This is a genomic window from Falsiroseomonas algicola (assembly GCF_011040385.1).
GTDB classification, from domain to species: Bacteria; Pseudomonadota; Alphaproteobacteria; order Acetobacterales; family Acetobacteraceae; genus Falsiroseomonas; species Falsiroseomonas algicola.
Genome location: NZ_JAAIKB010000001.1, coordinates 621,040 through 637,837, shown reverse-complemented (window position 1 = coordinate 637,837; position 16,798 = coordinate 621,040). Strand labels below are relative to the sequence as shown.

Sequence of the window (16,798 nt, the reverse complement as noted above, 5' to 3'; positions counted from 1 at the left end):
GGGGATTCGATCAAGCCCTTTCCGTCACCGCATCCAGCAGGGCGGTCACGGCAGGGCGCGGCGTCGGGGTGGCGATGTCGGCCAGCATGGTGCCGTCCAGGATCTCGGCCGTGGCGTCGCGCACCTGGCGCATCACGCGGCGGATCGCGCAATCCGCGGGCTCTGCGCAATCCACGCAGGGGCGATAGGCCGTGAGGCTGGCGCAGGGGATCGGCGCCAGCGGGCCGTCGATGGCGCGGATCAGGTCGGACAGCGCGATCTGCGTGGCGGGCCGCGCCAGCGCATAGCCGCCGGACTTGCCGCGCAGGCTGTCCACGAAGCCGTGCCGACGCAGGTCGAGCAGGATGGCTTCCAGGAACTTGCGGGGTGCCCGGGCGCGTTCCGCGATCTCATGGATCGGCAGCGTGGCGCGCCGCGCGGGGGCCGCCGCGCCGGCTTCCGCCAGCACGGCCAGCGCCTTCAGACCGTACTTGGCCTTCTGCGTCAGCATGGCTTCTTCTACGATGCGATCGGGGCATGGCCAAGCCGTGGAACAGGTTTGTGCTCCGGAATTGGCGGCAGAGAGGAAGATTCATGTCCGGGATCGGCTCGGCGCCACGCGTCATTGGCCATGTGCGCGACCTCCGCCGCTTTCCCGTGAAGTCGATGGGCGGCGAGGCGCGGGAGGCGCTGGAACTCCGCTGGCCCGGTATCCTGGGCGACCGGCAATACGCCTTCCATCGGCTGGAGGAGCGCGGCCGCTTCCCCTGGCTGACGGCGCGCGTCGTGGCGCCGATGGTGCTGTTCCAGCCCCGCTACGCCGACCCCGACGATCCGCGCACCAGCGCCGTCACGGTCCGCACGCCGGAGGGCGAGGAGATGGACCTGCACGACCCCGCGCTGCTGGCGCGGCTTTCCGAGGCGGCGGCGCAGCCCATCGGGCTGATGCAGGTCGGGCGCGGCGTCTTCGACACCATGCCGGTCTCGATCGGCACCACGGCCGGGCTCGGCCTGGTCGATGCGAGGCATGGCGCGGCGCTGGATCCGCGCCGCTTCCGGCTGAACGTGCTGATCGAGACCAGCGAGCCGGAGGAGGCGCTGAAAGGAAGGCGGCTGGCCTTCGCGGGCGGCGCGAGCCTGCTGGTGAATGAGGGCATTCCCCGCTGCGCCATGGTGCAGGTCGATCCGGATACGGCGACGCGCGATCCCTCGGTCCAGAAGACCGTCATCCATCACTTCGACAATTGCGTCGGGCTCTATGCCGCCACGGCCGCCTGCGGCGCCATCCGCATGGGAGATGCGGTGACGCTGCTGGACTGAGCGCCTGGGAAGGCCGGGCGCGGCGGGCTACACAGGCGGCGTGACGACAGCCCGACGCAACCTCGCCCTCGGGCTGTTCTTCGGCCTTGCCGCGGCCATTACCTGGGGCAGCCAGGCGGTGGTGGCGCGGGCGGGAACGCTGGCGGGGTTCTCGCCGCTCGATCTTTCCGTGCTGCGCTTCGCCACCGCGGGGCTGATCCTGCTGCCCTTTGCCTGGCGCGGACGGCATGCGCTGGCGAGGGTCGGGCCCTGGCGGCTGCTGGCGCTGGCCTGCTGCGGGGGCTTCGGCAATTCGCTGCTGTTCGGCGGCGGCGTGGTCTTCGCCCCGGCGACGCATGGCGGGACCATCGCGCCCATCACCGCGGCCGTGACGGGCGCGCTCTTCGCCATCCCGGCGCTGGGCGAGGTGCCGACGCGGGGGCGGGTGGTGGCGCTGGCGGGGCTGGCGCTGGGGCTGGTGCTGCTGGGGTGGGACGGCTTGCAGGGCGACCATCCCGGCGCCTGGCGGGGCGACATCCTGCTGTTCCTGGCGGGCGCGATCTGGGGCGCCTTCACCGTGCTGCTGCGTCGCTGGGCGGTGCCGGCGCTGCCCGCCACGGCGGCGATCTGCGCCATCTCCGCGCTGGTGGTGATACCGCCCTGGGTGGCGCTGGGCTTCGGCGCCGTGCCCGATCTCTCCTGGCGGGACGCGGCGCTGCAGATGGGCGGGCAGGGGATCATGTCCTCCGTCATCGCCATCAGCCTCTACGCCAAGGCCACGGAATTGCTGGGCGCCACGCGCGCGGCCTGCGTCTCCACCATGATGCCGGTGGCGGCGCTCATCCTGTCCGTCACCCTGCTGGGAGAGAGCCTCGGCCCGCTGAAGGTCGCCGGCGTCGCGCTGGCGGTGGCGGCGATGCTGGGGGCGGTGCTGTTCACGGGGCGGCGGAGCGCGGCGCGCGCGGCCTAGACCGTCGGCACCGTGCCGCCATCGATCGCATACTCCGCGCCATGGATCGCCGCGGCGCGGTCGGAGGCCAGGAAGGCGATCAGCTCCGCCACCTCCTCCGGCCTGGTGGGCCTGCCGATCGGGATGCCGCCCAGCGCGTCCAGGATCCCCTGCCGCGCGGCCTCCGGCGTGGTGCCGCCGCTGGCGGCCAGGCGCTCGACCAGGGCCTCCGACGCCTCGGTATAGATCCATCCCGGCGAGACGATGTTCACCCGCACGCCCTTCGGCCCGACCTCCTTCGACAGCGCCTTGCTGTAGGTCGTCAGGGCGGCCTTGGCGGCGGCATAGGCGGTCGTGGACTCCGGCAGCGGCAGGCGGCGCTGGATCGAGCCGACATGGATCACGACCCCTGAGCCTCGGGCGATCATCGACGGCACCAGCAGGCGGTCGAGACGCACGGCCGGCATCAGGTTGAGGTCGAGTTCGGCCCGCCAATGGTCATCCGTCAGCGCCGCGAAGCCGCCGCCCGGGGCGCCGGAGCCGCCCAGGACATGGACCAGCACATCGACGCCGCCGAGGCGCTTCATCGCGGCCTGCGCCAGCGCCCGCGCGCCCTCGGCCGTCGTGAGGTCCGCGGCCACGAATTCGGCGCCGGCGAGGTCCCCGGGTGCCTGCCGCGCCGCGGTCATCACGTGGGCACCGGCGGCGAGGAAGCGGGCCACGGTGGCGCGCCCGGTGCCCTTGCTGCCGGCGGTCACCAGGACGCTCCGCCCCTCGAACTCACCCCGCGCGGCCATCACGCGATCTCCAGCGCGGTGATGGCATCGTCGCGAAGGGTGAAGCGGAAGGTGAAGGCGATCGGGCTGCCCGGGAAGTTGCCGCTGGTCAGGCCCTCCACGACGATCCGGCCGGCCTCCGCGCGCCAGTGCCGCGGCGTGAAGACGGCGCGGGCCGTGATGGTCGCGCCCTCGATCCAGGCGCGGATGGCGTCCCGCCCCGCATGGGTGCCGCCATCGTCCCGCACCACCGCATCCCGGGCGAAGGGGGCGAGCATGCCCGCCGCATCCAGCCTCGCATTGGCGGCGGCATAGGCGGCGATCGGGGGTGGCAGGGGTTCGGTCATGGCCAGTCTCCGCGGTTGCTTGTGTCGCGGGAAAGCTCGGTTCAGGGTGCCGCCATGACAAGAACGAACCAGGAAGTAAGGGACTTACCCGCAGGTGAGCGCCCGCCCTACACGGCCCAATCCGCGGCCGAGGGCGTGCATTCCGTCATCCGCATGATCGAGGGACGCTGGAAGCTGGTGATCCTGTTCCAGCTCTTCGGTGGGCAGGTGCGGCGCTTTTCCGACCTGGAGCGGGCGATACCGGGCGTGTCGCAGAAGATGCTCATCCAGCAGCTGCGGCAGCTGGAGGCGGATGGGCTGGTGGCGCGGATCGTCCATCCCCAGGTGCCGCCGAAGGTCGAGTATCACCTGACAGCATGGGGCCAGTCGCTTTGTCCCGCGCTGGACGGTCTGCTGCGCTGGGCCGAAGCGGCACCGTAGGGATGTGGCTTTTTAGTCGCTAACCCGTTTTAGCCGATTATGCCGTTTATGCGGGCTTAGCACCGTTTTCGCGGGGTGCGCCCTGGCGATGCACGCCCCGGTCACCCTCCCGCCATAGGGGGGGGAGGGCTTGAGCGGGCGTGGGTGTGGCGCGTGATGGGAAGAACATAGCCCGAACCGTGGCTGGTGTGCCAGCACATTCGCGGGTCAGGGCGCCGGGCGGGGCGGCGTGCGGCAACGCCACCCGCATTCCCCACGAAAGTACCGCATGACCGGCCAGTCCCGGATGCTAGGCCACCCCGCGACGATGGCGACGATGGAAAGGCCGCCCACCACCAGCCAGTCGCGACGGTTCAAGACTGCCTAGGGCTCCGGGTCCTGCCTGGCCCAGCGGGGCATGGCGCAGCCCATCAGGGCGGCCATCCGGTCCCGCGCCAGCAGGCGTTCGCGGGTCAGGCGGCGGATCGCCGCCTCATCGGGCACGCCGCGCGACCGTTCGGCGGCGATCAGCCGCTCCAGATCCGCCAGGCGATCCACCAGGCGACCCATCAGGGTGCTGCCGGGCGGTAAGCTGCCGTCCATAGTCCCCAGACCTCCTCATGCCGTCGCTGCGCGGGGGCGCGGCGGTTCAGTGGGAGGCCCGACATCGCGGATGCCGGGGGGCAGACCGCCAGAGGGGCCCGGGCCTCAGATCAAAGGCTGGACCCGGCCCGTGACGATTTCAAGGCTGTAATGCGACACGGTTGAGTGTTTCGCCGCAACGGTCTGGCGCCGATTCATGCCCTGGTAACCAGGCGCGGCACCGCCGCCCAACTTGTGGTCACATGCGCGCAGGGCTCGGCCGAACCTTCCGCCCGCAGCGTCACCTCGCCATAGGAGAGCGTGCGCCCCTTCTTGATGACCCGCGCCTCCGCCAGCACGGCGCCGGGGGGCGGCGCGCGGAGGAAGGTGATGGAGAGGCTGGCGGTCAGGCTCTCATCCCGCCCCTCCGTCAGGGTTAGCAGCGCCGCCCACATGGCGACATCGGCCAGCCCCATCATGGCGGGGCCGGAGACGGTGCCGCCCGGCCTCAGCAGGTCCTCCCGCTGGGGCAGGCGGAGCAGGGCGCGACCTTCCCCGGCTTCCAGCACCTCCACCCCCCAGGCGCCGGCGAGCGGCACGCCGGTGCGGACGCGCGCGGTGAGGTCGGCGGGAGTCACTGGCCCACCACAACGCGGCCGATACAGGGATTCCGACCAAGCCAGTAGCAGAGCTCCGCCGGCCGGTTGATGGCGAAGAGCGCCAGGTCGCAGCGCAGCCCCGGCGCCAGCGCGCCGCGGTCCCGCATGCCGAGCGCCGCGGCGGCATGGGTGGTGACGCCCGCCAGCGCCTCCGCCACCGTCAGCCGGAACAGCGTGCAGGCCATGTTCAGCATCAGCAGCAGGGAGGGCGCGGGGGAGGAGCCGGGGTTGAGGTCGGTGGCGAGTGCCATCCGCAGCCCCGCCGCGCGCATCGCGGCGATGTCCGGCAGATGCGTCTCCCGGATGAAGTAGAAGGCGCCGGGCAGTAGCACGCCGACGGTGCCGGCCTTCGCCATGGCGGCGATGCCCTCGGCGCTCGCATATTCGATGTGGTCGGCGGAGAGCGCGCGGTAGCGCGCGGCGAGGGCTGCGCCGCCATCGTCGCGCAGCTGGTCGGCATGCAGCTTCACGGGAAGGCCCGCGGCGCGGGCGGCGTCGAAGACCCAGGACGTCTCCTCGGCGTCGAAGCCGATGACGCTGTCGGTGAAGGCGTCCACCACATCGGCCAGGCCCTCGGCCGCGATGGCCGGGATGATGTCCTGCGCGACGTAGCGGGCGAAATCGGCGCGGCGGCCCTGGTATTCGGGGGGCACGGCATGGGCGGCGAGCAGGCTCGTCTGCAGCCCGACCGCGCGCTGCGCCGCGGCGCGCCGGGCGGCGCGGAGCATCCGTGCCTCCGTCTCCAGGTCGAGGCCATAGCCCGACTTCACCTCGATGGTCGTGACGCCCTCCGCCAGCAGGGCATCGAGGCGGGGCAGGGCGCTGGCGACGAGATCATCCTCGCTGGCCGCGCGCGTGGCGCGGACGGTGGAGAGGATGCCGCCGCCCTCCCGCGCGATCTGTTCGTAGGTCGCGCCTTCCAGCCGCATCTCGAATTCGCGGGCGCGGTCGCCGGCGAAGACCAGGTGGGTGTGGCAGTCGATCAGCCCGGGCAGGACCCAGGCGCCGTCGCATCGCGTGGTGACCGCCGCACCCGCGGGAAGGTCGGCGCGTCGGCCGACCCAGGCGATGCGGCCATCCTTGGACGCGATGGCGCCATCCTCGATGATGCCGAGCGGGTCGCCATCGCGCGGGACCATCGTGGCGAGGTGGGCGTCGGTCCAGACGCGGTCGAAGCTCATGCGGGAAGGTCCACCAGCGAGGCGAAGGCGCCATGCTGCACCAGACGCTTCACCGCCGCCATGTCGGGCGCCATGAAGCGGTCGCCATCCCAGGTCGCGGCCACGCCGCGCACCAGGCTCTTCGCCTGCTCGATCGCGGCGGAGGAACGCAGCGGCGCGTGGAAATCGAGGCCCTGGGCCGCGCAGAGCAGCTCGACGGAGAGGATGGTGGCGAGGTTGTCCGCCATCTCCGCCAGCCGCAGCGCGGCGTTGGTCGCCATGCTGACATGGTCTTCCTGGTTGGCGCTGGTCGGCAGGCTGTCCACGCTGCGCGGCGTGGCGAGGGCCCGGTTCTCCGCCACCATCGCGGCCGCCGTCACCTGCGCGATCATGAAGCCGCTGTTGATCCCGCCCTCTGCCACCAGGAAGGCGGGCAGGCCGGAGAGCACGGGATCGACCAGCAGCGCGATGCGGCGTTCGCTGATGGCGCCGATCTCCGCGATCGCCAGCGCGATGGTGTCGGCGGCGAAGGCGACGGGCTCCGCATGGAAATTGCCGCCGGAGAGCACATCGCCATCGGCGGTGACGAGGGGGTTGTCGGTGACGGCGTTCGCTTCCCGCAGCAGCACGGCGGCGGCGTTGTCGAGCAGGTCGAGGCAGGCGCCGGCCACCTGGGGCTGGCAGCGCAGGCAATAGGGGTCCTGCACGCGGCTGTCGCCCTCCCGGTGGCTGTCGCGGATGGCGCTGCCTTCCATCAACGCGCGGAGCGTGGCGGCGGCGCGGATCTGGCCGGGCTGGCCGCGCAGCGCATGGATGCGCGGGTCGAAGGGCGTGTCGGAACCTCGCGCGGCATCGACGGACATGGCACCGGCCATCAGCGCGGTGCGCAGCAGGTCCTGCGCCGCGAAGAGCCCCGCCAGCGCGATGGCGGTGGAGACCTGCGTGCCGTTCAGCAGCGCGAGCCCTTCCTTCGGGCCGAGTTCCAGCGGGGCGACATTCGCCATGGCCAGCGCCTGGGTGCCGTCCAGCACCTGGTCGCCGGCGAAGGCCTCGCCTTCGCCGATCAGCACGAGGGACAGGTGCGCCAGCGGCGCGAGGTCGCCGGAGGCGCCGACGGAGCCCTTGGCGGGGATGGCCGGCAGCACGTCATGCGCCAGCAGCGCCAGAAGGCTGTCCACCACCGCGGGCCGCACGCCGGAGGCGCCGCGCGCCAGGGACATGGCCTTGAGGGCGAGGATGAGGCGCACGACGGGGGCGGGCAGGAAGGCGCCGGTGCCGGCGGCGTGGCTGCGCAACAGGTTCAGCTGCAGCTTCGCCAACTGGTCCGGCGCGATGCGGGTGGAGGCGAGCTTCCCGAAGCCGGTGTTGACGCCGTAGAGCGCCTCCCCGGTCCGCAGCCGGCGCGCGAGCGCATCGGCGGAGGCCTGGGTGACGGCGCGCCAGCCGGGGGTGAGTTCCGCTGGCGCGCCCTGCATGAGGGCGCGGAGCTGGGGAAGGGTGGCGGCACCGGGTTCGATCACGGGTGAACTCCTTCAGAAATGCACGCAATGGTTGTTTTTCGGCGTTACGCGGGGTTAATCTCGTGCATGACCAGGGAAGCGGGAGGGCGGGGATGCCGGCGCATATCGGCGTGGGAGAGTTGCTGAAGCTGCCCTTCGCCCTGCTGTCGATGAACCTGGGCCGGCACAAGAGCGCACGCGATGCGCGGCGCCTGAATGGCGGGTTGCTGAGCCTTTCCCAACTCTACCGGCAACGGCGGGCGCACCGGGCGCTGCGGGAGCATCCGATGCCCAGCTACGACGCCTGGCGCGACTGGATGGATCGCTACGACCCTGACGACCCGAACAATACCCGCCCGCGCGGCTTCGATCCCGACTGGGAGCCTTCCGCTTTCGTTCCACGGACCGAGTGGACACTGTATCTGAGACCCGACACGCCCTTCGACCGCATGGTCAGGATGATGTTCGACCATCACAACGCTCCGCCGGAGGACGGAGAGCCGCCGCGGCCGCCGTTGGTGGTCACGTTCATCGACCACAAATCGAACCGCCGACGCCTGAAGCGGATCGAGGCGCAGGTCGGGACCGGTCCGGTCGCGATCCTCTGGAGCGATGCCTAGGCTCATCGCGCCAGCATCGGCAGGTCCAGCCCCTTCTCCCGCGCGCAGTCGATGGCGATGGCGTAGCCCGCATCGGCGTGGCGCATCACGCCCGTGGCGGGGTCGTTCCACAGCACGCGGGCCAGGCGGCGCGCGGCGGCTTCCGTGCCATCGGCGACGATGACCATGCCGGCATGCTGGGAGAATCCCATGCCGACGCCGCCGCCATGGTGCAGCGACACCCAGGTGGCGCCCGACGCCGTGTTCAGCAGCGCGTTGAGCAGAGGCCAGTCGCTGACGGCATCCGATCCATCCTGCATCGCCTCCGTCTCCCGGTTCGGCGAGGCGACGCTGCCGGAATCGAGGTGGTCGCGGCCGATGACGATGGGGCCGATCTCGCCCTTCGCGACCATCTCGTTGAAGGCCAGGCCGAGCCGGTCCCGCTGGCCGAGGCCGACCCAGCAGATGCGGGCGGGCAGGCCCTGGAAGGCGATGCGGCGCTGCGCCATGTCGAGCCAGTTGTGCAGATGCGGATCGTCGGGGATCAGCTCCTTCACCTTCGCATCCGTCCTGCGGATGTCCTCGGGATCGCCGGAGAGGGCCGCCCAGCGGAAGGGGCCGACGCCGCGGCAGAAGAGAGGGCGGATATAGGCGGGGACGAAGCCGGGGAAGTCGAAGGCGTTGGCGAGGCCTTCCTCCTTCGCCATCTGGCGGATGTTGTTCCCGTAGTCCAGCACGGCGGAACCCAGGCGCTTGAAGTCCAGCATGGCCTGGACATGGCCGACCATCGACTTCTTCGCGGCGGCCGCGACGGCGGCGGGATCGGATTCGCGCATCGCCTCCCACTTCTCCAGCGTCCAGCCGGCGGGGAGGTAGCCATTGGCGGGGTCGTGGGCGCTGGTCTGGTCGGTGACGATGTCCGGCACCACGCCGCGCTTCACCAGTTCGGGGAAGACATCGGCGGCATTGCCGAGCAGGCCGACGCTGATGGCGCGGCCCTCCGCCGTGGCGGCGCGTATCATGGCCAGCGCCTCATCGAGCGTGTCCGCGCGGTGGTCGAGGTAGCGCGTCTCCAGTCGCTTCTCGATGCGGCTGGGCTGGCATTCGACGGCGAGGACGCAGGCGCCGGCGAAGACACCGGCCAGCGGCTGCGCGCCGCCCATGCCGCCGAGGCCCGCGGTGAGGATCCATCGCCCCTTGAGGCTGCCGCCGAAATGCTGGCGCCCGGCCTCGACGAAGGTCTCGTAGGTGCCCTGCACGATGCCCTGGGAGCCGATATAGATCCAGGAACCGGCCGTCATCTGGCCGTACATCATGAGCCCCTTGCGATCGAGCTCGTTGAAGTGCTCCCAGCTCGCCCAGCGCGGGACCAGGTTGGAATTGGCGATCAGGACGCGAGGCGCGTCGGCATGGGTGCGGAAGACGCCGACGGGCTTGCCGGACTGCACCAGCAGGGTCTGGTCCTCCTCCAGCCGCTTCAGCGTGGCGACGATGCGCTCATAGCTTTCCCAGTCCCGCGCGGCGCGGCCGATGCCGCCATAGACGACGAGGTCGCCGGGCTTCTCCGCCACCTCGTCATCGAGGTTGTTCATCAGCATCCGCATCGCGGCTTCCGTCGTCCAATGGCGGCAGGAAAGATCGAGCCCGCGGGGGCTGCGGATGGCAGGCGCGTTGCGGCGGCGCGGATCGGACATGAGGGGCTCCCGGTCGAGGCGATCCAGCATTGCCGATGCCTCGGATTATGTCTAGACATAATGCGCCATGACCCGCCACGCCGCCATCCGCCAGCAGATCGAGGGGCTGATCCTCTCGGGCGCCCTGAAGCCCGGGGACCGGCTGCCTTCAGAGCAGGAGCTGGTGGCGGCGCATGGGGTGGCGCGCATGACCGTCAGCCGCGCACTGGCGGATCTGGTGGCGGCGGGGCTGGTGGTGCGGCGGCGCAAGGCGGGGAGCTTCGTCGCGGCGCCGCCATCCGAGGAGAAGCTGCTCGGCGTGCCGGATATGCGGGAGATGCTGCCGGGGCATTCGCATGCCGTGCTGAAGCGCGCGGTGCGGGTGGCGAGCGCGGCGGATCGGGCGCGGCTCGGCGTGGTGCCGAAGGGCGCGCGCGTGCTGGCACTGCTGGTGCGGCATGACAGCGAGGGCCGCGCCGCGGCGCTGGAGGATCGGCTGATCAGCCTGGAGGCGGTGCCGGAGGCGGCCGAAGAGCCCTTCGCCGCCTTGCCGCCCGGCACCTGGCTGTTGCATCGCGTGCCCTGGACGGAGGCGGAGCACCGCATCCGCGCGGCGGGCGCCGATGCCGTGGTGGCCTCCACGCTGGGGATGGGGCTCGAGGAAGCGTGCCTGGTGATGGAGCGCCGCACCTGGCGGGGCGACCAGCCGGTGACGGCGGCGCGGATCACCTGGCCGGGGGACCGGCATGCGGTGACGGTGCGGTCGGTGCGCGGGCCGTTGCGCGGCTGACGCGAATGGGCCATGCGGGAAGGGTGCAGGGGGGAATGCTGCCATGGTGACGCGGCGCTTCATCGCCACGGATGCGCTGCTGCCAGGCGGCTGGGCGCGGGATGTGCTGGTCGAGGTCGATGGCGCGGGCTTCATCGCCGCCGTGATGCCGGGCTTCGAGGGGCCGGCCGGCACCACGCGCCGCCTTCGCGGCCATGTCGTGCCGGGGGTGCCGAACCTGCACTCCCATGCCTTCCAGCGCGCCATGGCGGGCGGCGCGGAACGGCGCAGTCCCGAAGGCCGCGACAGCTTCTGGACCTGGCGGGAGACGATGTACCGCTTCGTCGGGCTCTTCATGCCGGAGGATGCGGAAGCCGTCGCCGCGCAGCTCTATGCGGAGCTGCTGGAGCACGGGTTCACGTCCGTCGCCGAGTTCCACTACCTGCACCACCAACCCGACGGCACGCCCTATTCCGACCCGGCCGAGATGGCGAAGCGGCATGTGGCGGCGGCGCGGCGGGTGGGCATCGGGATGACGATGCTGCCCTCGCTCTACCGGCATGGCGGCATCTTCGGGAAGGATCCGCATGACGGGCAGCGGCGGTTCCTCAACGACCTCGACGGCTTCGCGCGCATCGTGGAGGGCGCGCGGGAGGCGACGGCCGGTGATGCGCAGATGGCGGTGGGGCTGGCGCCGCATTCGCTGCGCGCCTGCACGCCGGCGATGATCCGCAAGGTCTCGGGCTTCGACGGACCGATCCACATCCATGCGGCGGAGCAGCCGAAGGAGGTGGAGGAATGCCTTGCCGTGACGGGCAAGCGGCCGGTGCGCTGGATCCTTGACAGCCTGCCGGTGGATGAGCGCTGGGTGCTGATCCACGCGACCCACATGGATGAGGGCGAGGTGGAGGACCTGGCGAAGACGGGCGCGGTGGCGGGGCTCTGTCCCTCGACGGAAGCCTCGCTCGGCGACGGCACCTTCGCGCTGACTCGGTTTCTTGGCGCGGGCGGGCGGTTCGGCATCGGCACGGACAGCCATGTAGGCACCGCGCCGCGCGACGAGCTGCGGCAGCTGGAGACGAGCCAGCGGCTGCGCGACCATGCGCGCGCCGTGGCGACGGGGGAGGCCAATCCGCATCCCGGGCGCACGCTGCTCGACGGCGCGCTGGCCGGTGGCGCGCAGGCGAGTGGCCGCAGGCTCGGCGCCATCGCGGTTGGGATGCGGGCGGATCTGGTGGAGCTCGACCCCGATCATCCGACGCTGGTCGGGCGCGCCGGCGACGGCTTGCTCGATGCCTGGGTGTTCAGCGGCCAGGGCAACCCCGTCCGCACCGTCGTCTGCGGCGGGCGCGTGGTGGTGGAGGCCGGGCGGCATGTGGACGCGGGCCCGATCGCGGAGCAGTTTGCGCGGACAATGCGGAGATTGCTGGCATGAGTGGTCAACTGGCGGGGCAGGTCGCGATCATCACCGGCGGCAGCCGGGGCATCGGGCGGGAGATGGCGCTGCTCTTCGCGCGCGAAGGCGCCGACATCGCCTTCTGCCACCTGGATGACGCGGCAGGCGCCGCCGAGGTGACGGCGGGGATCGAGGGCTTCGGGCGGCGCGCCTTCCATCGCTCCGTCGATGTCGCGGACAGCGAGGGGCTGCGCGCCTTCATCGGCGACGCGCAGGCGGCGCTCGGCCCCTGCGACGTGCTGTGCAGCAATGCGGGGATGAACCTCCGCGGGCCCTTCGAGACGCTGCCCGATGAACACTTCGACCGCGTCATCGCCGTGCATGTGAAGGCGGCCTGGGTCGGCGCCAAGGCGGTGTGGGAGGGGATGGCCGCGCGTGGGCGCGGGCGGATCATCGTCACGGCCTCGCAGCTCGCCTTCAAGGGCGGCATCGGGATCGTGCCCTATGTCACCGCCAAGGCCGCGCTGGTCGGCTTCGTCCGCGCGCTGTCGCGGGAGGGCGCGCCGAAGGGCATCCTGGTCAACGCCATCGCGCCGGGCCCCGTCACCACCGACCTGACGGCGCAGCTCGGCGAAGGCTGGGCGGAGCGGACGGGGGCGGGGCTGCCGATCGGGCGCGTCGGCAAGCCGGCCGAGATCGCGGCGGCGGCGCTGCTGCTCGCTTCCTCCCCGGGTGGCGACTTCTTCGTCGGCGCCACGCTGTCGCCCAACGGCGGGGATGTGATGCATTGACCACCGTCCGCACGCTGACGCCCGAGGAAGCCGTGACCGCCGTCGAATGGGCGGCGGTGGAGGGGTGGAACCCCGGCCTGTCGGACCTCGGCTGCTTTCTCGTGCAGGATCCCGGGCTGTTCCTGGCGGTGGAGGAGGGAGGGCGCCTCGCCTCCGTCATCTCCGCCACGCGCTACGGCACGGAGTTCGGCTTCATCGGCTTCTACATCGCGCGGCCGGAGGTGCGGGGGCAGGGCCTCGGCATGAGGGTCTGGCAGGCAGCGATGGCGCGGCTGGCGGGGCGGCTCATCGGCCTCGATGGTGTCGTGGCGCAGCAGGCGAACTACCGGAAGTCGGGCTTCTCCCTGGCCTGGAACAACATCCGGTTCGGCGGCGTGCCGGCAGGTGCGGCGGCGGCTTCGGCGGATGTGGTGGAGGCGTCGGGCGTGCCGTTCTCGGCCTTGGCGGCACTGGACCGGAGCGTGTTCCCGGCGGCGCGCGAGGCCTTCCTGCGCGCCTGGCTTTCGGCACCGGGGCATGTGGCGCTGGCGGTGGTGCGGGACGGCGAGGTCGCGGGCTTCGGCGTCATCCGCCCGGCGCGGGAGGGGCACAAGATCGGGCCGCTGGTCGCGCAGGATCGCGGCGTGGCGGAGCGGCTGCTGGTGGCGCTGATCGCCCGCATCCCCGCCGGCGGTCCCGTCTTCCTCGATGTCGCGGAGCCGCGGCGGGAGGCGGTGGCCCTGGCCGAGGGGCTCGGCCTCAAGCCGGTCTTCGAGACGGCGCGGATGTACACCGGCCCGGCGCCGGCCATCCGGCTGGAGCGGCTCTTCGGCGTCACCACCTTCGAGCTCGGCTGAACGGGGCGGGGCGCGCGCGATTTCGTGATCGGCCGCCGCCGGCCATTGGGCGGCGCCGAGCCCCGCGCCGGGAGGCAAGTGCCCGCGAGGCGTGCTAGCGCCGAAGCCGTGAAGGGGAGCGCCGTTCGTCCTGCCGGCCTGGGAATGCCCGCGCGCCACGCCGTGCCAGGCAGCCGCCATGCGTGACGCGCCGCGCCTCCGCTTCTCCCTGCTGCTGGTCGCGCTGCTGCTGGCGGTGCTGCTGCCTGCGCTGGGCTTCGGGGGCTTCGCGGCCTGGCAGGCCGTGCAGGGGCGGCAGGAGGCCGCGGAGGCGCGGCTGATCGAGTCGGCGCGCGGCCTGGCCGGCGCGCTCGACCGGGAGATCGACCGCCACCTCGGCATCGCGCGTGGCCTGGCGGCCGCCGAGGCGCTGGACGGGCCGGTGCCCGACCTGCCGCGGTTCGAGGCCCAGGCGCGGCGCGTCGCGGGCGCCTTCGGTACCAGCGCGCTGCTGCTGGACGCCGCGACCCTGCGGCCGATCCTGGACACCGCGCTGCCGCCGGGCAGCGACCCCGGCCCCCCGACCCCGGCCTATCGCGATGCCGTGGCGACGGGGCAGGCGATGGTGACGGACCTTCTGCCGGCGCCGCAGGCGGGGGCGGAGGAGCGGCTGGCGGCGGGGGTCGCCGTGCCGGTGGTCCGGGGCGGCGACACCCCCTTCGTGCTGGCGGTGCGGATGGATGCGCGGGTGTTCCGGCGGGTGCTGATGGCGCAGCAGGCGCCGGGCGACCACTTCGCGTCCCTGAGCGATGGGCAGGGCGTGGTCGTGGCGCGGTCCGATGCGCTGCATGCCCGACGCGTCGGCCAGCGCCTGCCGGAGGAGAACCGCCGGCTGCTCGCGGCCGGTCCCTCGGGCTTCTACCGCGCCGCCAGCATCGATGGCGCCCCGCACGTCTTCGGCTTCCAGCGCCTGGCCCATGCCGCGGGGTGGACGGTGGTCTCCGCCCAGCCCGCCGATGGCTTCGATGCGGGCTGGCGCGTCACGGCCCTGACGCTGGCCGCCGGCGCCTCCCTGGCCCTGGCGCTGGGCTGCGGGACGGCTGCGCTGGTCGCCTGGCTGGTGCTGCAACCTGTGCGGCGGCTGGAGGCGCATGCGCGTGGCCTGGCGGCAGGGCAGGGGCCGCTGGCGGTCGGCGGCGCCGCCGCCATGCCGCCTGCGCGCGTGGCGGAGATGGAGGCGCTGCGCCGCGGCTTCGTCGCGGTGGAGGGCGCGATCGCGGCGCGGGAGGAAAGGCTGCGGCAGGAGGCGGAGCGGGTGGATCTGGCGCTCGCCGCCGGGGCCATCGTCGGCACCTGGGACTGGGACCTGCCATCGGACAGCTTCACGGTGGATGAGCGCTTCGCCTTCTATTTCGGACTCGACGCCGCGCGGGGGCGCACCGGCCTGTCGCTCGAACAGGTGATCGCGACGGTGCATCCGGAGGATCTGGCCGGGCTGCGCGCCGCCATCGCGGAGGCGATCGGCCGCGGCGGCGCCTATGCCCACCAGTATCGCGTGCGCGGACGGGATGGCGTGTTCCGCTGGATCGAGGCGAATGGCCGCGTCGATCACGCCCCGGATGGAACGCCGCTGCGCTTCCCCGGCGTGCTGCTGGACATCGAGGTGCGCCGGACCCTGGAGGCGGAGCGGGACCGCTCCGTCACGCTGCTCCGGGCCTTCATCGCCGCCGTTCCCGGCGTGGTCTACGCCAAGGACCGGGACGGCCGGATGCTGGTGGCGAATGAGGGCGTGGCCGCGCTGGTCGGCAAGCCGCTCGACGCCATCATGGGCCGCACGGACGCCGAATTCCTGGACGACCCGGCCCAGGCCGCCGCGGTGCGGGCAAACGACCAGCGAATCATGGATGGCGGCGAGGCGGAGCAGCTGGAGGAGGCGGTGAGCCTGCCGGACGGCACGCCGGCCATCTGGCTCTCCACCAAGGCGCCCTTCCGCGACGCGGCGGGGCGGGTGGTGGGGCTGATCGGCTCCTCCGTCGACATCACGGCGCGCATCCATGCGGAGGACCGGCTGCGGGAGAGCGAGACGCAGCTTCGCCTGGCGAGCGAGGCGGGGGCGATCGGCTTCTTCTCCTGCGACATGGAGAGCGGCGCCACCTACTGGTCGGAGATGATGTACCGGCTCTACGGGCTGGACCCGGCCCTGCCTCCGCCCTCGATGCTGCCGGAGGGCGCGCATCTTGACATGGTGCATCCCGAGGATCGGGAGGCGCTGCGCGACCGGCGCCTGGCCGCGATGGCGGACCGGGCGATGGTGACCTTCGCCTTCGAATTCCGCATCCGCCGCGGCGATACCGGGGAGGTCCGCTGGATCGCGAGCCGCGGCGAATTCGTCCGCGCGGCGGATGGCGCGGTGCGGATGATCCGCGGCGGGCAGCAGGATGTGACGGCGCGGCGGGAGGATGCGGACCGGCTGCGGCTGATGGTGCATGAGCTGAACCACCGGGTGAAGAACACGCTGGCGACGGTGCAGAGCATCGCGGCGCAGACGCTGCGCGGCGCTGACCCCGCCATCCGCAAGGGGCTGGAGGCGCGCATCCTGGCACTGGCCGCGGCGCATGACGTGCTGACCCGGGATGGCTGGGCGGGGGCGCATATCGACGAGGTCGTGGCCGGCGTGCTGGCGCCGCATGGCGGGGTGGATGGGGTGCGCTTCCGGGTCCAGGGCCCGGCGCTGCGGCTGGTGCCGCGCGTGGCCGTGACGCTGTCCATGGCGCTGCATGAACTCGCGACGAATGCGCTGAGATACGGCGCGCTCTCCGTCCAGGCCGGGCATGTGACGATCGCGTGGGAGACGGTGGCGGGCGACCCCGCGCTGTTCCGGCTGCGCTGGACGGAGCGCGGCGGGCCGCCGGTGGTGGCGCCGGATCGGGCGGGCTTCGGGACGCGGCTGATCGAGCGCAGCCTGGCGCATGACCTCGGCGGCACGACGCGGATCGCCTTCGAGGCGGAGGGGGTGAGTTGCGTGGTGGAGGCGCCGTTGGCGGGAGTTGTGGCGCCTTCGGGGGTGGTGCCGCTGCTGCGGGTGGGCAGCGTCACCGCCTGACAA

Annotated in this window: 17 protein-coding genes; 9 read left to right on the top strand and 8 right to left on the bottom strand. The window is 72.4% G+C overall.

What is annotated here, in order from left to right; all coding sequences use genetic code 11:
- Positions 1-10 precede the first annotated feature (10 nt).
- On the bottom strand, positions 11-490 hold the full coding sequence (locus tag G3576_RS03045) for an RrF2 family transcriptional regulator (RefSeq protein WP_164692830.1): 480 nt from the start codon (positions 488-490) through the stop codon (positions 11-13).
- 83 nt (positions 491-573) lie between these two features.
- On the opposite strand from G3576_RS03045, the gene G3576_RS03040 reads away from it, so the two are divergent.
- Both G3576_RS03040 and G3576_RS03035 read left to right on the top strand, forming a co-directional pair.
- Complete coding sequence (locus G3576_RS03040; RefSeq protein WP_164692829.1) at positions 574-1,299, top strand: MOSC domain-containing protein; 726 nt, start codon at positions 574-576, stop codon at positions 1,297-1,299.
- A 40-nt stretch (positions 1,300-1,339) separates the two neighbouring features.
- Positions 1,340-2,248: a DMT family transporter gene (locus G3576_RS03035; RefSeq protein WP_164692828.1), complete on the top strand. Its 909-nt coding sequence runs from the start codon at positions 1,340-1,342 to the stop codon at positions 2,246-2,248.
- On the opposite strand, the gene G3576_RS03030 is transcribed toward G3576_RS03035, so the two are convergent.
- Both G3576_RS03030 and G3576_RS03025 read right to left on the bottom strand, forming a co-directional pair.
- Positions 2,245-3,024, bottom strand: a complete 780-nt coding sequence (locus G3576_RS03030; protein WP_164692827.1) for an SDR family oxidoreductase — start codon at positions 3,022-3,024, stop codon at positions 2,245-2,247. The genes G3576_RS03035 and G3576_RS03030 overlap by 4 nt on opposite strands.
- Entirely contained in the window at positions 3,024-3,350 is a 327-nt protein-coding gene (locus G3576_RS03025) for a nuclear transport factor 2 family protein (RefSeq protein ID WP_164692826.1), read from the bottom strand. The genes G3576_RS03030 and G3576_RS03025 overlap by 1 nt, the downstream gene beginning before the upstream one ends.
- A gap of 54 nt (positions 3,351-3,404) precedes the next feature.
- Between G3576_RS03025 and G3576_RS03020 the strand changes: the two genes are divergently transcribed.
- Positions 3,405-3,770, top strand: a complete 366-nt coding sequence (locus G3576_RS03020) for a winged helix-turn-helix transcriptional regulator (protein WP_164692825.1) — start codon at positions 3,405-3,407, stop codon at positions 3,768-3,770.
- A gap of 363 nt (positions 3,771-4,133) precedes the next feature.
- On the opposite strand, the gene G3576_RS03015 is transcribed toward G3576_RS03020, so the two are convergent.
- The 4 genes from G3576_RS03015 to hutH form a co-directional block, all read right to left on the bottom strand.
- Positions 4,134-4,352, bottom strand: a complete 219-nt coding sequence (locus tag G3576_RS03015) for a DUF465 domain-containing protein (RefSeq protein WP_164692824.1) — start codon at positions 4,350-4,352, stop codon at positions 4,134-4,136.
- Positions 4,353-4,546: 194 nt separating this feature from the next.
- Complete coding sequence (locus tag G3576_RS03010) at positions 4,547-4,969, bottom strand: PaaI family thioesterase (RefSeq protein ID WP_164692823.1); 423 nt, start codon at positions 4,967-4,969, stop codon at positions 4,547-4,549.
- Positions 4,966-6,171, bottom strand: a complete 1,206-nt coding sequence (gene hutI, locus G3576_RS03005) for an imidazolonepropionase (RefSeq protein WP_164692822.1) — start codon at positions 6,169-6,171, stop codon at positions 4,966-4,968. The genes G3576_RS03010 and hutI overlap by 4 nt, the downstream gene beginning before the upstream one ends.
- The gene (gene hutH, locus G3576_RS03000) at positions 6,168-7,670 is read right to left on the bottom strand and encodes a histidine ammonia-lyase (protein WP_164692821.1); all 1,503 of its coding nucleotides are present in this window, start codon (positions 7,668-7,670) and stop codon (positions 6,168-6,170) included. Before hutH ends, hutI begins: the two co-directional genes overlap by 4 nt.
- 92 nt (positions 7,671-7,762) lie before the next feature.
- Between hutH and G3576_RS02995 the strand changes: the two genes are divergently transcribed.
- Positions 7,763-8,269, top strand: coding sequence for a hypothetical protein (locus tag G3576_RS02995; protein WP_164692820.1), 507 nt, complete (start codon positions 7,763-7,765; stop codon positions 8,267-8,269).
- Positions 8,270-8,271: 2 nt separating this feature from the next.
- Here the strand turns inward: G3576_RS02995 and hutU are convergent, their stop codons facing one another.
- Complete coding sequence (gene hutU, locus G3576_RS02990) at positions 8,272-9,942, bottom strand: urocanate hydratase (RefSeq protein ID WP_164692819.1); 1,671 nt, start codon at positions 9,940-9,942, stop codon at positions 8,272-8,274.
- A 67-nt stretch (positions 9,943-10,009) separates the two neighbouring features.
- Between hutU and G3576_RS02985 the strand changes: the two genes are divergently transcribed.
- The 5 genes from G3576_RS02985 to G3576_RS02965 all read left to right on the top strand — a co-directional run bounded on the left by G3576_RS02985 (position 10,010) and on the right by G3576_RS02965 (position 16,795).
- The gene (locus tag G3576_RS02985) at positions 10,010-10,711 is read left to right on the top strand and encodes a UTRA domain-containing protein (RefSeq protein ID WP_164692818.1); all 702 of its coding nucleotides are present in this window, start codon (positions 10,010-10,012) and stop codon (positions 10,709-10,711) included.
- A gap of 43 nt (positions 10,712-10,754) precedes the next feature.
- Complete coding sequence (locus G3576_RS02980; RefSeq protein ID WP_164692817.1) at positions 10,755-12,125, top strand: formimidoylglutamate deiminase; 1,371 nt, start codon at positions 10,755-10,757, stop codon at positions 12,123-12,125.
- Complete coding sequence (locus G3576_RS02975) at positions 12,122-12,877, top strand: SDR family NAD(P)-dependent oxidoreductase (RefSeq protein WP_164692816.1); 756 nt, start codon at positions 12,122-12,124, stop codon at positions 12,875-12,877. The genes G3576_RS02980 and G3576_RS02975 overlap by 4 nt, the downstream gene beginning before the upstream one ends.
- Entirely contained in the window at positions 12,874-13,713 is an 840-nt protein-coding gene (locus tag G3576_RS02970; protein ID WP_164692815.1) for a GNAT family N-acetyltransferase, read from the top strand. The genes G3576_RS02975 and G3576_RS02970 overlap by 4 nt, the downstream gene beginning before the upstream one ends.
- A gap of 178 nt (positions 13,714-13,891) precedes the next feature.
- Positions 13,892-16,795 carry a PAS domain-containing protein gene (locus G3576_RS02965; RefSeq protein ID WP_164692814.1) on the top strand — a complete coding sequence of 968 codons (2,904 nt, stop codon included), beginning with the start codon at positions 13,892-13,894 and terminating at the stop codon, positions 16,793-16,795.
- The last annotated feature ends 3 nt before the right edge of the window (positions 16,796-16,798 follow it).